Consider the following 15,223-nt stretch of genomic DNA (forward strand, 5'->3'; position numbering starts at 1 on the left):
CCACCAGCACTGCCAGTTCGGGGCGGGTCAGTCCCTGCCCTGCCGCCATCCGCTCTGAAAGCTCCTCATCAGAGGGGAGGAACTCCAGCGCACGGTCCAATTTGCCTTCCCGCTCCAGCCCCTGAATAAAGCGCTGCTGCTCTTTCAGTTGTTCAGAGCCGCGGAAGCTGGTGACCGAGATAGACTGGGACTGGCGATAGGCGTTGGTGATCACGATCTGCGCCACGTCGTCGGTCATCTCATACAGCATCTGGTTACGCTGCTTGAGGGTCAGATCTCCTGCCACCACCAATTGGTTCAGCAGGATCTTGATGTTCACCTCGTTGTCGGAGCAATCCACCCCGCCCACGTTGTCGGTAAAATCGGTATTGATGCGACCGCCCTGACTGGCGTACTCCACCCGACCGAGCTGGGTAAAGCCGAGGTTGCCCCCCTCGCCCACGATACGGGCCCGCAAATCGCGACCATTGACCCGCAATGCGTCATTGCTGCGATCGCCCACTTCCCCATCGCTCTCGCGAGCGCTCTTCACGTAGGTGCCGATGCCGCCGTTCCACAGCAGATCGACATTGAGGCAGAGCAGCGCCTTGATCAGCTCGTTCGGCGCCATGCTGGCCTTGTCGGTGCCGAGCAGGGTCTGCATCTCGGGGCTCAGCTTGATGGACTTGGCGGAACGCAAGAAGATGCCGCCCCCTTGTGATATCAGCTCACGGTTGTAGTCATCCCAGCTGGAGCCCGGCAGATCGAACAGGCGCTGGCGCTCGACAAAACTCTTGGCCGCATCCGGAGTGGGGTCAACGAAGATATGCATGTGGTTGAACGCGCCCACCAGCCGGGTGTGCTCAGAGAGCAGCATGCCGTTGCCGAACACGTCCCCCGCCATATCGCCGATCCCCACACAGGTAAAATCGGTGGTCTGGCAGTTGACGCCGATCTCGCGGAAGTGACGCTTGACCGACTCCCAGGCACCGCGGGCGGTGATGCCCATCTTCTTGTGGTCGTAACCGACCGAGCCGCCGGAAGCGAACGCGTCGCCAAGCCAGTGGCCGTATTCGAGGCTGATCTCGTTGGCAATATCCGAGAAGGTGGCAGTCCCCTTGTCGGCAGCAACCACCAGGTAGTAGTCATCCTCGTCGTGACGCACCACGGATGTCGGCGGGATAACCTCGCCGCCGATGATGTTGTCGGTCACATCGAGCAGACCGCGAATAAACAGGCGATAACAGGCCTTGCCCTCCTCCTGGATGACGGCGCGAGTTGCCCCCACCGGCATCTGCTTGCAGTAGAAACCGCCCTTGGCTCCCACCGGCACGATGACGGTGTTCTTCACCTGTTGGGCTTTCACCAGACCCAGCACTTCAGTACGGAAATCTTCTTTACGATCGGACCAGCGCAGGCCGCCACGGGCAACCTTGCCCCAGCGCAGATGCACCCCTTCCACCCGTGGCGAATAGACGAAGATCTCGAATTTCGGCAGCGGCAGCGGCATGTCGGTAATGCTGGACGGCGCCAGCTTGAAGGAGATGTAGGGCTTGATGTTGCCCGCCTTGTCCAGCTGGTAGTAGTTGGTGCGCAGGGTGGCGTCGATCATCTCCACATAGCGGCGGATGATGCGATCGTCGTCCAGGTTGGCGACCTGATCCAGCTTGGCGGCAAGCTCCTCGTGCAGCTTGGCCTGTACCTTGGCGTCCTGCTTGCCAGCAGGATCCAGGCGCTGTTCGAACAGGGTGAACAGCAGCTGGGCGATATCCGGGTAGCGGGTCAGGGTCTCTTCGATATAGGACTGGCTGAAGGAGACGCCGGTCTGACGCATGTATTTGGCATAGGCGCGCAGCACCGACACCTGACGGCCGGTGAGACCCGCCCCCAGCACCAGCCGGTTGAAGCCATCATCTTCCAACTGCTTGTTCCAGATGGCGGCAAACGCCTGCTGGAAGCGCTGCTGACTCTGGGCCAGATCAAAGGGCTGCTCGCCGTGCAGCAACATTGAGAAGTCGAGGATCCAGAACAGATCGCCCCCCGGAGTGCGAACCTGATACGGGGTTTCGCCGATCACCCGCAGCCCCATATTCTCCAGCATCGGCAACACATCGGAGAGGTGGATGGGTTCGGTGCGGTGGAACAGCTTAAGCCGTACCCGACGGTCGTTCTCCTCCTCCTGCGCGCGGTAGAACAGCATGCCCAGCGGCTCGGCTGCGCTCAGGTTATCGAGCGCCATGATGTCGGCCACGGCCGAGCCAGGCAGCACATCTTCCTTGTAAGCGCGAGGGAATGCAGTACTGAAACGGCGGCGCAGCTCATTACCACGGGCCTCGCCATAATGGGAAAGCAGCACGGAGTCGAGTCGATCGTCCCAGCTGCGGGCAGCTTCAATCAGGTTGTTCTGTACTTCGTTCACATCCACATCCACGTTGTTGTTGTTGACCCGCACTATGTAGTGGGTCCGCGCCAGCACGCCTTCGGTGAAGTAGACGTTGAACTCCACCTCTTCATTGCTGCCAAAATACTTCTGCAAAATTTGCTGGGTCTTGATCCGCAGCGCGGTGTTGTAACGCTCCTTGGTGACATAGACCATGCAGGAGAAGAAACGGCCGTACACATCGCGGCGCACGAACAGCCGCAGCATATCCCGCTCCTGCATCTCCAGCACGCCAAGACCGGTGGCCAGCAGCTCCTCTTCGCGGGCCTGGATCAGCTCGTCACGCGGATAGGTTTCCAATACGTTCAGTAGCGCCTTGTAGGCGTGGGAGCCCGTTTCAAAGCCGGAGGCGGCCATGATGCGCTCGAGGCGATGACTGATGAGCGGGATCTGGGTCGCGCTGGTGTTGTAGATGGAAGAGGCGTAGAGGCCGATGAAGCGATCTTCCCCGATCACCTTGCCATGCTCGTCGAAGCGCTTGATGCCGATGTAATCCACATAAGCAGGACGGTGTACCCGGGACTTGCTGTTGGATTTGGTGAGGATCAGCAAGTCAGAGCTCAGGGCGGCGTGACGGGCGCTGGCTGGCATGTTGCCAAGGCGCTGACCCACCTCCTTGATGGAGTTTTTCATCAGCCCAAGGCTGGAGCTGGCCTGCGGCAGGATCTCGTGATCCCCCTCCACCGCCTTGACGTCGTAGCGGCGATAGCCCATCAGGGTAAAGTTGTGGGCTGCCACCCATTTGAGGAAGGCAACGCAGGAGGCCACCTCCTCCTTGCTGACCGGGTGCTTGCGCTTGGGCAGTTCGTCAATGATCTCATTGAGCTTGGCCAGCATCGGCTGCCAGTCGCCGACTGCCAGCGCCACTTCACCAGCCACCGAGTTGAGCTCGGCAGCCAGCGCGGCCATCTGCTCCTCGCTGGTGAGGTGATCGATCTCGATAAGGAAGGCCGTTTCAACCGAGGTCTGCCCGTCGGTGTTGTCGAGCTCCAGAATGGCGTCAATCTTGCCATCCGCGCCACGAATGAGGTGCAGCGGTTGGTGCAGCATCATGTGGGCGGTGATATTGAGTCGCTTGAGCGCCATCCGGATGGAGTCCACCAGGAAGGGGGAGTCCTGCAGGATCACCTCGACAATCGTATGGGGGGACTGCCAGCCGTGACGGGTCAGCTCGGGGTTGTAGACCCGGATATAGGGGTCGGTGCCGGTACGCTGATTGAGGGCATTCCACAGGCTCAGGGCCGCGCCGTAGAGATCGCTGTCATTGCGATCGTGCAGATCGGAGCTCGCCATGTTGCCGTAGAACTTGGCAACGAAGCGCTCGACCAGAGAGGCACTGTTTTTGGGCAACTTCTGATGGATCAGGCTGAGAACGTTTTCGAGCAGAACTGAGGTAGGGGCGTCTTTCAATGCCATTTTTATATTCCTTATCGGACGACATTAACCACCGACGCAGAGGCAACCACCCTGGTTACCCGCTGGTGCAGAGTTGTTGCGAAGTGTAATGGCTTGGATAAGGGAAGGCGAGGAAAGGTGCTAACGAGATGTTAAAAACAAGGTGCAGATCACGGCTTAAACTGTGAGAAATTTTGCAAATAACCAAAAATACAGAAATTCCCACTACCTTTGTGCCAGTTTACCGGATAGATAGTGACGAAAAGCAGATAAACAGTCGGTAATCTGTTCGATTTTTGTTAATTTATGCGTTCGAGACTGATAAAGCGGTAATCGTCCTGGGTTTTCAGCCGAAAATAGCCATGCACACCATTGATGGCGACAAAGGGCCGTATTTTTTCTATGCCAAGCTCCAGGGTCAATCCCTGTTCGCTGCGCACCACCAGCCGTCTGGCATGGCCTTGATACATCAGCATCACCTCATCGCTATTCAATGAGAGCCGAAAAGTAAACTGCTTCACGCTTGCTCCTGATCACACAACAAATCACACAATGGAGGCAGGAGCGTTAACGCCCCTGCCCCATCGACACTTACTGCTGCAGCGCCTTGCTTACCTTCTCGAACAGATCCCGTGCCAGCCCCTCAAGGTTGGCAAGACGGGTCAGCTCGGCGCGGATCAGCGCCTTGCGCGCCTCATCCAGTCGCTTGAACTGGATAAGCGGAGTGATGAGGCGGGAGGCCACCTGCGGATTGACCTCGTTGAGCTCGATCAGCAGATCGGTCAGGAAACGGTAACCGCTGCCATCCACCGCATGGAACTGCACCTGATTGCTCATGGCGAAGCTACCGATCAGCGCCCGCAGCCGGTTCGGATTGCGAATGCTGAAAGTGGGGTGATTCATCGCCTGTTTCACTTCGCTAAGCACATCGGCAGCCGGTTTGCTGCCAATCAGCCGCAGCCAGTTGTCCAGCACCAGTCCATCCTTGGCCCACTTGCCTTCAAAATCGGCCAGCAGCGCAGCGCGACATGGCAACAGATAGCCGTTGGCCACCTGCAGCGCCGCCAGGGTGTCGGTCATGTTGTCGGCAGTGGCATACTGCTCGCGCACCAGCGCATCGGCATGCTCCGCATCCAGCGACGCCAGATAGCCGAGCACTACCCCTTTGAGAGCTCGCTTGGCCATATCGGCATGCACCACCTGATAACCGTTCAGACGCAGGCTCTGATAGGTTGCCGCCAAACGCGCGCCAAAGGCCTCGGCAAGACGGGTGTGGATCGCGTCGCGTACCTGATGGATGGCATCGATATCGGCCACCTCGAACAGCTCGGCCAGGGTCGCCTCACCGGGCAGCGCCAGGATCTCCGCCTTGAGGGCCAAATCCAGTTCACTGTCGTCCAGAATGGCGACGAATGCGGCTAGCAGGGTTTGGGAGAGCTCAACCCCCTGCCCGTGCTGGACCCGCGCCACCCCGTCGATGACCGCCTTGTTGATCAGCATCTGGGCCGCATCCCAGCGGGCAAACTCGTTGCGGGCAAAGCGCATCAGAAAGGCGAGCGCTTCGTCGCTGTAGTCATAGTGCAGCTTGACCGGCGCAGAGAAGTCCCGCAGCAGGGAGGGAACCGGTTTGACCGGCACTTGATCGAATTCGAAGGTCTGCTCCGCTTCCAGCACATCGAGCACGTTACCGATGGCCTTGCCCTGATACTGCAGCACAATGACGGCACCCTGCTCGTCATATAGCTCGATATCGAGGGGGATATGCAGCGGCAGCTTTTGCGGTTGATCCTGGGTCGGCGGGGTGTGCTGGCTGACATGGAGGCGATAGATACCGCTGGCGGCATCATACTCGTCGGTCACGGTCAGCTCGGGGGTGCCGGACTGGCTGTACCAGCGGCGGAAACGACCGAGATCGACACCGGACGCATCCTCCATCGCCTGCACGAAATCATCGCAAGTAGCGGCCGAGCCGTCGTGACGCTCGAAGTAGAGACGCATACCAGCCTGGAAGGCATCTTCCCCCAGCAGGGTGTGCATCATGCGGATCACTTCCGACCCCTTCTCGTAGACGGTGAGGGTGTAGAAGTTGTTCATCTCGATCACCACATCCGGGCGGATCGGGTGTGCCATGGGGCCGGCATCTTCCGCAAACTGCGGGCCGCGGACGGTACGCACGTTGTTGATGCGGTTGACGCCACGGGAGCCCAGATCGGAGGAGAACTCCTGATCCCGGAACACTGTCAGCCCCTCTTTCAGACTGAGCTGGAACCAGTCACGACAGGTGACGCGGTTGCCGGTCCAGTTGTGGAAATATTCGTGACCGATCACCCGTTCGATACCGTGGTAGTCGCCATCGGTAGCGGTAGCCGGATTGGCCAGCACGAACTTGGAGTTGAAGATGTTGAGCCCCTTGTTCTCCATGGCGCCCATGTTGAAGAAGTCCACCGCGACGATCATGTAGATGTCGAGATCATACTCAAGGCCGAAACGCTGCTCGTCCCAACGCATGGAGTTGATGAGGCTCTCCATGGCAAAACCGGCGCGATCCAGGTTGCCCTTGTCGACGAAGATCTCGAGGGCGACCTTGCGGCCGCTCTTGGTGGTGTAGTGGCTGCGCTCCACATCGAAATCACCGGCAACCAGCGCAAACAGGTAGCTCGGTTTGGGGAAAGGATCCTGCCACTGCACGAAGTGACGGCCGCCATCCAGATCACCGCTATCGACCTTGTTGCCGTTGGAGAGCAAGAAGGGGAACTGGGCTTTGTCGGCGGTAATGCGGGTGCTGTAACGCGCCAGAATGTCGGGGCGGTCCAGATAATAGGTGATGCGGCGAAACCCTTCGGCTTCACACTGGGTGCAGTAGGCATCGCCTGACTTGTAAAGCCCTTCCAGCGCGGTGTTGGCGGCCGGATCCAGCAGGGTGACAATGGTCAGCACACATTCGGCCGGCAGGTTGAACAGGGTCAGACTGCTCTCGCCTTGCTCGTAGTGGTCACAGGGAATGCCATCAATGGCAACGCTCTTGAGGGTCAGCTGTTCACCATCGAGGACGAGCGGCGCATTGTGCTCACCGTTGCGACGAATGCGGGTGATGGCGGTGACCTGGGTCAGCGGCTCCTGCAGTTGGAAATCGAGGTCGATGGTGTCGATCCAGTAGAGCGGCGCCTGATAATCCTGGCGATATTTGGCCGTCATGGCCTGGGAGTGATCGGTCATTATTGTCTGCTTCCACGCTTGTTAAAGGCGAGAAAGAGGCTGTCACAACCAACTGGCGGGGTCAAACAATTTGCATTACGTCAGATACGACAGACAAAAAGAAAGGGCGACCGCAGTCGCCCTTGTGCATTGGAGGTGCCTTGTCAGCTGCGTTTGCTGACCTTGGCCAGATCCGCAGTGATATTGGCCGCTTCGATGAGATACTCATCAGGCGCTTCAAAATCAGCGGGCAGTTCATCCAGACTCTTCACCGCCGGCTTGCCAAGACGTGCCAGACGCTCGTTGGTACGTTTGAGCGCTTTCTCATCCTGTTTCGCCTGCTCTGCAACACGCTCCGCCTCGTTGAGGGAGACAGACTTCTTGTCTTTCTCCTCCTTGTAGTCGGCGATGTCCTGCATCACATAGGCAAACTCGGGGTCCTTGGCGATCCGGGCATCGTGCGCCGACTGCAACTTGGGTAGCTGACTGGCGAAATTGCCGAGTTTCTCGTAGTTGGCGGAGGCAATCTTGTCCCACGGCAACGCATTGAACTCACGGCTCTCGCCCGTCTCTTCCGGCGCAACCGGTGTCGGGAAGCTGATATCCGGCGCAACGCCCTTGTTCTGGGTGCTGCCACCGTCGATCCGGTAGAACTTGGCGATGGTGTACTGCACGTGACCCAGCGGCTGCTCGTAGAAGTCATAGACCTTGGCGAGGCTGCGATGCTGCTGCACCGTCCCCTTGCCAAACGAGTTTTCCCCCAGGATCAGGGCGCGGCCATAATCCTGCATGGCGGCGGCGAAGATCTCGGAGGCCGAGGCACTGTAGCGGTCGATCATCACCGACATGGGGCCACCGTAGTAGACGTTGCCATCGTCATCGCCATTGACCGTGATACGGCCCATGTGATCACGAATTTGCACCACGGGACCACTGCCGAAGAAGAGACCGCTCAGGGCAGACGCTTCGGTCAAGGCACCACCGCCGTTACCGCGCAGATCGATGATCAGACCATCGATCTTCTTCTTGTTCAGGCTGGAGAGCTCCTTGATCACGTCGTCGTGCAGATTGACGTAGAAACTCGGGATCTCGATGACGCCAATCTTCTTGCCTTCGGCGTTGATCACCTTGGACTTGGCGGCCCTGTCTTCAAGGCGAACCTTATCGCGGGTCAGCTCGATCTGCTCGGTCTTGGCGCTAGCACCCTTGCCGCGCTGGATCTCCAGCTTGACCTTGCTCCCCTTGGGGCCCTTGATGAGCTCGACCACGTCATCAAGACGCCAGCCGATCACATCGACAATCTTGCCATCTTCCTGCCCTACTCCGGTGATCTTGTCATCGGGTTTGAGGTGGTTGGATTTGGCAGCCGGGCCACCGGGCACCAGCGAACGGATGACGGTAAAGTCATCTTCCGCCTGCAACACGGCACCAATCCCCTCCAGCGAGAGGTTCATCTCGGTGTTGAAACGATCGGCACTGCGTGGTGAGAGGTAACTGGTGTGCGGTTCGATGGCACGAGCGAAGGAGTTCATGAAGAGCTGGAAGACATCCTCGCTCTCGGTCTGGGACATCCGCTTGATGGCGTTGTTGTAACGCTTGCCAAGCAGCTCCTTGATCTCGGGCCACTCCTTGCCGCTGAGCTTGAGGCTCAGGGCATCGAACTTGACCCGCTGACGCCACAGCTCGTTGAGCTCTGCTTCATCTTTGGGCCAAGCCGCCCCTTCCCGATCAAACACATAGTTGTCGGTCTGGGTAAAATCGAAAGGAGTATCAAGCAGTTTGAGGGCGTATTCGAACCGCTCATAACGCCGCTGCTGACTCAGGTTGAACATCTCGTAGGCGGGGGCCAGACGGCCTCTTTCGAGGTCGGTGTCAAAACCGTTACGGTACTTTTCAAAACGGCTGATATCAGAGGCCAAAAACAGGTTGCGGCTGTAGTCCAGATTCTCCAGATATTTATCGAAAATCACGGAGGAAAAGGCATCGTCCAGCTTGAACTGTTTGTAGTGCGAGCGGGTAAACAGATTGGTAATTCGCTTGCTGGCCGTAGCATGTTGGCTCTCTTGAGCCAACACAGGCAAATCACTCTCCTTGAGCACCGGCTCGATGGCCTGTGCAAGCCCGGCAAGCGCCAGGCTACAGGCAACGAGGGAAAAACGAATTACGCCATGCTTCAACATTTGTCTCCTTAGAGAACCAAGTGCTCTGATTTGACCCGCACCATCATGCCGGTCTGCAGTTGGACCTGTACATCGTCCTTGGTTACTTCCTTGATGGTTGCCGGAACCGGGAATTTACCCATAACGACGCGCACATCCTGGCCCACTTTCAGCGTAGCGGCATCCACTTTAACCAGCGGAGCGTCAGCGACCGGTGTCTTGGCGGCAGCTTTCGGCTTGGCAGCTACATCAGCTTTCTCGGTTTTGCGCACAGCAGGACGACGGGGCTTCTTGGCCTTCTCATCCTTCTCTTTGGTATTGGTACGACGGCTGGCGAATACGCGCTCTTTGCTCTCTTTGAGAGCTTGCTTGGCGTGCTCGATGTGCTCTTCGGTCAGCAGTTCGCCCGGGTTGCCATCCAGATCAACGCGAGCCTGGCCAGCTTTGAGACCGTGCAGGTAGCGCCAGCTGGAGGTGTATTGACGCAGTGCGGAACGCAGCATGGTCTTGGAGACTCTGGCATCGTCAGCAAGACGCTCGGCCAAATCCTGGAAGATGCCAATCTTGAGCGGCTTGGCCTCTCCTTCAGCAACGAAGCAGGCCGGGAATTTCTCGACCAGGTAGGCAACGATCTCTTTACTGTTCTTCAGCTTCTCAGTGTTTTCCATGTATAACCTTGGCTTTCATATAAACGCACGGGCACGTCCCGAGCACAACAAAGGCCCCATTATAGAGAGCTTGGGGCCTTTTGCGAACCATCTAGCAATGACTTAGAGCATGCTTTCCAAAATTTGCACCGTTTCTTCGAGGCCAATCCGGTCTTCCTGGTCGAAACGGTTAAAAATCGGACTGTCGATATCGAGTACCCCGATGATCTCGCCACCACGGCGCACCGGGATCACGATTTCCGAGTTGCTCGCGCCATCACAAGCGATGTGACCATCGAACTGGTGGACATCGTCAATGAGCTGGGTTCTCCCCTCTGCCACTGCCGTACCACACACCCCGCGGCCGACCGGGATCCGCACGCAGGCCGGTTTGCCCTGAAATGGCCCCAATACCAGGGTCTCGCCCTGCAACAGATAAAAACCGACCCAGTTGATCTCCGTCAGCTCCTGATTAAGCAGTGCGGAGAGGTTGGCCAGATTGGCAATCAGATCGGTTTCCCCCTCCAGCAGCGCCTTGGCCTGCTGGTTGAGGGTGCGATAAAACGGTTGTTTTTCAATCATGATTAAATGAACTTCACTCCCTGATGGTTTGGGGAAGGTAACGCCTGGCCGGGAAATTTCAAATATTTTTTCCACTCCCCACCTCTTGCGCCGTTATTCCCGGGCAACGGAAAGCGCCAATTGCTGGCGTTGACCATTACTCCACTCGATATTTAACAACCAGATCATGACGGGTGATGTACAGCTCCCCACCTGGGTTACCCCCTGCCACTGTCCGTCTATTTCTTCAAAGCTCACCGGAATGGTGCCCATAAACATATCTTTGCCTTCGAGTGTCGCTTTCACCGGTTTGATGGCCGGAGCGCCGCCGCTAATAGCGATGGCAAAGTCATGTTCGGCGCGCAGCGGTAATTCCTTGATGGCAACCGTCAGCGACTTGTCACCAATCAGCGCGCTGCAAGGGGTGTGGGAAAGATCACAAATCTGATCTTTTTTCTGGTCTGCAGAGACGCTGTTATCGGCCGAAAACCAGGTGCGATAGGCCATCAGCGCCAATAACAGCGCCAATACCAGTACGAGGTGCAAAACTTTACGTGCGGTAAGTCTCTCTTTCATCAAAAACAGCCCGATTAAGATGCAATTAAAATAGTTTTTTGTGATCTCGAACAAGGTAAAAAACTGCCATGCCGAGACCGGACGGAGCCAAATATATCACTGTTTATACTGTTATTTTACCTGTCAGTTCAGTATCATTCCCATGCAGTTTTCATTTAGCCATCTTTTGCTTTTCCTTTCGTTAACAGATGTTAACAACTGGTCGGCGGTGGCTGATGAAGCCAGTCCGGTTCTCCGGATACAAAACCAAACAACAGCAGCATCGGAAGCGGAATATAACGATGAGCCATACAACTAACCATCCTGAGTACAACTACACCGTTGTTCGCCAGTTTACCGTCATGACGATTGTCTGGGGAATTGTCGGCATGTCGGTTGGCGTACTGATCGCAGCCCAGTTGATCTGGCCTGCCCTCAACTTCGAGACCCCGTGGCTGACTTACAGTCGTCTGCGGCCCCTCCATACCAACGCAGTGATCTTCGCCTTCGGCGTCAGTGCACTGATGGCCACCTCGTTCTACGTGGTGCAGCGCACCTGTCAAACCAGACTGTTTGGTGGCCCGCTGGCAACCTTCGTCTTCTGGGGCTGGCAAGCGATCATCCTCTCTGCCGCCATCTCTCTGCCGCTGGGTTACACCTCCGCCAAAGAGTATGCCGAGCTGGAGTGGCCGATTGATATCGCCATCACTGTGGTATGGGTCGCCTATGCCATCGTCTTCTTCGGCACCCTGATGAAGCGCACCACCTCCCACATCTATGTGGCGAACTGGTTCTTCGGCGCCTTCATCATCACCGTTGCGGTGCTGCACATTGTCAACAACATGGAAGTGCCGCTCTCCGGCATGAAGTCCTACTCCATGTACTCCGGCGCCATGGACGCCATGGTGCAGTGGTGGTATGGCCACAACGCGGTAGGCTTCCTGCTGACCGCCGGCTTCCTGGGGATGATGTACTACTTCGTGCCCAAGCAGGCCGGTCGTCCGGTTTACTCCTATCGCCTCTCCATCGTGCACTTCTGGGCGCTGATCTCCCTCTACATCTGGGCCGGTCCGCACCACCTGCACTACACCGCACTGCCTGACTGGGCTCAGTCACTGGGCATGGTGATGTCCCTGATCCTGTTTGTCCCCTCCTGGGGTGGCATGATCAACGGCATCATGACCCTCTCCGGTGCCTGGCACAAACTGCGTTATGACCCCATCCTGCGCTTCCTGATCGTTTCTTTGTCTTTCTACGGCATGTCGACCTTTGAAGGCCCGATGATGGCGATCAAAACCGTCAACGCCCTCTCCCACTACACCGACTGGACCGTCGGTCACGTGCACTCCGGTGCGCTGGGTTGGGTTGCCATGGTCTCCATCGGTGCTGTCTATCACCTGATCCCGAACCTGTTCGGCCAGGGCCGGATGTACAGCGTCAAGCTGATCAACGTTCACTTCTGGCTGGCGACCGTGGGCACCGTGCTCTACATCGTTGCCATGTGGATTTCCGGCGTGATGCAGGGCCTGATGTGGCGCGCAGTCAACGAAGACGGCACCCTGACCTACAGCTTCGTTGAAGCGCTGCAGGCATCCTATCCCTTCTATTTCGTGCGCTTCCTGGGTGGCTGCTTCTTCGTCACCGGCATGTTGCTGATGGCTTACAACGCCTATCGCACCATCACTGCGCCCAAAGGTTCTCTGGAACCTGTCGCCCAGCCAGCATGATTGAAGAGGTCAACCCATGAGCAACAATAACCGTCACGAAATATTTGAAAAAAGCGTTCCCATGCTGGTGGTCGGCATCATCTTCGCCATCAGTCTGGGGGGCCTGGTTGAAATCACTCCGCTGTTCTTCCAGAAGCAAACCACCGAGCCGGTGGAGGGCCTCAAGCCCTACACCGCTCTGCAGATGGAAGGGCGCGACATCTTCATTCGCGAAGGCTGCACCAACTGCCACAGCCAGATGATCCGTCCGTTCCGTGCCGAAACCGAGCGTTACGGTCACTACTCGGTCGCAGGTGAGAGCGTCTGGGAGCACCCCTTCCTGTGGGGCTCCAAGCGTACAGGTCCGGATCTGGCCCGTGTCGGTGGCCGTTACTCCGACGAGTGGCACAAGGTTCACCTGATCAACCCGCGCGATGTGGTACCGGAATCCAACATGCCCGCCTACCCCTGGCTTGATACCAATGTGCTGACTGGCGAGATGACCGGCAAAAAACTGGCGCTGTTCCGCGATCACTTCGGTGTGCCCTATACCGACGCCGATATTCAGGGTGCTGGCGAAGCCGTGAAGGGCAAAACCGAGCTGGATGCGCTGGTGGCCTATCTGCAATCACTGGGTCATGCCCTGAAATAAGGAGGCGAAGATGGACTACGGCACATTTCGCGGTCTGTATACCCTGCTGTTGATGGCCATCATGATTGGCATCATCGTCTGGGCCTACAGCAAACGCCGCAAGACCTCTTTCGACGAGGCTGCCAATCTGGTTTTTGCCGATGATGAGCAACCCGGTGCTGATAAAAAGAACGCAGGAGCGAAACAATAATGAGCACTCTGTTTAGCATTTTTGTGACTGTCATCAGTCTGGGAACCATCCTCGGCTGCTTCTTGCTGCTGATGTGGTGCCGCAAGGACAAGATGGGTGTTGAAGAAGGCAAATCGATGGGTCACTCCTTCGATGGCATCGAGGAGATCAACAACCCGCTGCCGAAGTGGTGGACTTACATGTTCCTCTTCTTCATCGTCACCGGTCTGGTCTATCTAATCGCCTTCCCAGGGCTTGGCAACTTCAAAGGGCTGCTGGGCTGGCAAAGTTCCAACCAGGACGTGCGCTCGCTGGCCGAGTCCAAGGCTGCAACCGAATCGGCCAAGGCTGAAGGTCGCGCGGTGGAGTATGACCGTGAGGTCGCCAAGGCTGACGAGATCTACGGCGCCAAGTTCCGTGAACTCACCTATGAAGCGGATGGCAAAACCTATCGTGCCATCACCGAGATCGCCAAGGATCCGGAAGCCCTGAAAGTGGGTCAGCGTCTGTTCCTGCAGAACTGCTCCCAGTGCCACGGCTCTGACGCCCGCGGTGGTCGCGGTTTCCCGAACCTGACCGACAGCGAATGGCAATGGGGCGGCCAGCCTGATCAAATCAAGACCACCATCATGGGCGGTCGTCAGGGGATCATGGCTGCCTGGGGTGAAATCCTCGGCAAAGATGGCGTTCAGGAAGTGGCCTCCTATGTGCTGAGCCTCTCCGGTCGCAAGGTTGACCTGGTGGAAGCGAAGAAAGGTGAAGCACGCTTTGCCATCTGCGCAGCTTGCCACGGGGCCGATGCCAAGGGCGGTATTGCCGTCGGTGCGCCAGATCTGACCAACAACACCTGGCTCTATGGTGGCTCCCGCGAAGTGGTGGTACAAACCATCACCCACGGTCGTCACGGCGTGATGCCAGCCTGGAAAGATATTCTGGGTGAGGACAAGGTTCACCTGCTGGCCTCCTACGTTTACAGCCTGTCTCATCAACAGTCTGCCAAATAAGGTTCGCCCGTAACGTTGTAACATGTGATAAACACGTGATTACACAGCAAAAAGCCTCGACTCCTCGAGGCTTTTTGTTATCTTGTGTTGCGTAAAAACCATCTTCCACGTTAATCATTCGTTTCATGGCAGTAGCAATCATGACCCAATCTCTATCCAAACCGTGGTATCGCCAATTCTGGCCCTGGTTTATCATCGCCCTCCCCACTGCCGCCGTTGTCGGTAGCATCGCCACCGCCATCATCGCCAGCAAGGATGGGGTCAATCTGGTGGCCGAGGACTATTACAAACAAGGGAAAGAGATCAATCAGGACTTGAGCAAGTTTGACCGCTCCGAAGCCCTCAATATCCGCTTTGGGCTGGAGGTTGACGGCAACGAGCTGACTCTCAAACCTATCAGCGGCGATATTCCTGCCGGGCAAGCTCTCTATCTTTCATTGTTTCACCCGACCTTGGCCGGTCAGGACAGCGAACACATGATCACCGCCGATGCGAGCGGCACCTATCGCATCCATTTCGACAAGCCGCTGGTCGGCAAGTGGCACATTCGGGTCGATGCTTTCGATCACCAGTGGCGATTGCAAGAGACCGTCCAGCTGCCCACCCTAGCCCCTGTCGAACTCGACCCGAAAGGACGCTAAGCCATGACCGGCTGTTCTCACTGTGGCGGGCCGGTTCTCGCCACCGCCCCTGCTGCTTGCATTCTGCATTCAGGGGGGCATAAAGCATGACCCCCTGCTTTCACTGTTGCGAGCCGGTAC

12 protein-coding genes are annotated in these 15,223 nt (G+C 57.3%); 5 read left to right on the forward strand and 7 right to left on the reverse strand.

The genetic code is table 11. The annotated features are described in order from the left end of the window. The 7 genes from AACS18_RS22260 to AACS18_RS22290 all read right to left on the reverse strand — a co-directional run. The coding region (locus tag AACS18_RS22260) for an NAD-glutamate dehydrogenase (RefSeq protein ID WP_374956625.1) at positions 1-3,835 on the reverse strand (3,835 nt) is incomplete at its 3' end. Positions 3,836-4,113: 278 nt separating this feature from the next. Further along, on the reverse strand, positions 4,114-4,335 hold the full coding sequence (locus AACS18_RS22265; RefSeq protein WP_005351919.1) for a DUF2835 family protein: 222 nt from the start codon (positions 4,333-4,335) through the stop codon (positions 4,114-4,116). A gap of 70 nt (positions 4,336-4,405) precedes the next feature. Further along, positions 4,406-7,030 carry an aminopeptidase N gene (gene pepN, locus AACS18_RS22270; protein ID WP_108613355.1) on the reverse strand — a complete coding sequence of 875 codons (2,625 nt, stop codon included), beginning with the start codon at positions 7,028-7,030 and terminating at the stop codon, positions 4,406-4,408. A gap of 143 nt (positions 7,031-7,173) precedes the next feature. Then, the gene (prc, locus tag AACS18_RS22275) at positions 7,174-9,189 is read right to left on the reverse strand and encodes a carboxy terminal-processing peptidase (RefSeq protein WP_108613356.1); all 2,016 of its coding nucleotides are present in this window, start codon (positions 9,187-9,189) and stop codon (positions 7,174-7,176) included. 8 nt (positions 9,190-9,197) lie between these two features. After that, the gene (gene proQ / locus AACS18_RS22280; protein WP_108613357.1) at positions 9,198-9,836 is read right to left on the reverse strand and encodes an RNA chaperone ProQ; all 639 of its coding nucleotides are present in this window, start codon (positions 9,834-9,836) and stop codon (positions 9,198-9,200) included. A 102-nt stretch (positions 9,837-9,938) separates the two neighbouring features. Further along, the gene (locus tag AACS18_RS22285; protein WP_042062348.1) at positions 9,939-10,397 is read right to left on the reverse strand and encodes a GAF domain-containing protein; all 459 of its coding nucleotides are present in this window, start codon (positions 10,395-10,397) and stop codon (positions 9,939-9,941) included. 93 nt (positions 10,398-10,490) lie between these two features. After that, on the reverse strand, positions 10,491-10,952 hold the full coding sequence (locus AACS18_RS22290; protein WP_108613367.1) for a hypothetical protein: 462 nt from the start codon (positions 10,950-10,952) through the stop codon (positions 10,491-10,493). Between the two features lie 281 nt (positions 10,953-11,233). Here AACS18_RS22290 and ccoN point away from each other — a divergent pair, with 281 nt between their 5' ends. The 5 genes from ccoN (at position 11,234) to AACS18_RS22315 (ending at position 15,103) form a co-directional block, all read left to right on the forward strand. Beyond that, complete coding sequence (gene ccoN, locus AACS18_RS22295) at positions 11,234-12,658, forward strand: cytochrome-c oxidase, cbb3-type subunit I (RefSeq protein WP_005336616.1); 1,425 nt, start codon at positions 11,234-11,236, stop codon at positions 12,656-12,658. A gap of 16 nt (positions 12,659-12,674) precedes the next feature. After that, positions 12,675-13,289 (forward strand): cytochrome-c oxidase, cbb3-type subunit II, encoded by a 615-nt coding sequence (gene ccoO, locus AACS18_RS22300; RefSeq protein ID WP_021230095.1) that lies wholly within the window; start codon positions 12,675-12,677, stop codon positions 13,287-13,289. 10 nt (positions 13,290-13,299) lie between these two features. Beyond that, positions 13,300-13,479, forward strand: a complete 180-nt coding sequence (locus AACS18_RS22305) for a CcoQ/FixQ family Cbb3-type cytochrome c oxidase assembly chaperone (RefSeq protein WP_005336620.1) — start codon at positions 13,300-13,302, stop codon at positions 13,477-13,479. Next, the gene (gene ccoP, locus AACS18_RS22310; RefSeq protein WP_005351929.1) at positions 13,479-14,462 is read left to right on the forward strand and encodes a cytochrome-c oxidase, cbb3-type subunit III; all 984 of its coding nucleotides are present in this window, start codon (positions 13,479-13,481) and stop codon (positions 14,460-14,462) included. The genes AACS18_RS22305 and ccoP overlap by 1 nt, the downstream gene beginning before the upstream one ends. Before the next feature lie 140 nt (positions 14,463-14,602). Beyond that, complete coding sequence (locus AACS18_RS22315; RefSeq protein ID WP_108613358.1) at positions 14,603-15,103, forward strand: FixH family protein; 501 nt, start codon at positions 14,603-14,605, stop codon at positions 15,101-15,103. Positions 15,104-15,223: the final 120 nt, after the last annotated feature.

This window comes from Aeromonas sp. HMWF015 (genome assembly GCF_963878965.1).
GTDB classification, from domain to species: Bacteria; Pseudomonadota; Gammaproteobacteria; order Enterobacterales; family Aeromonadaceae; genus Aeromonas; species Aeromonas veronii.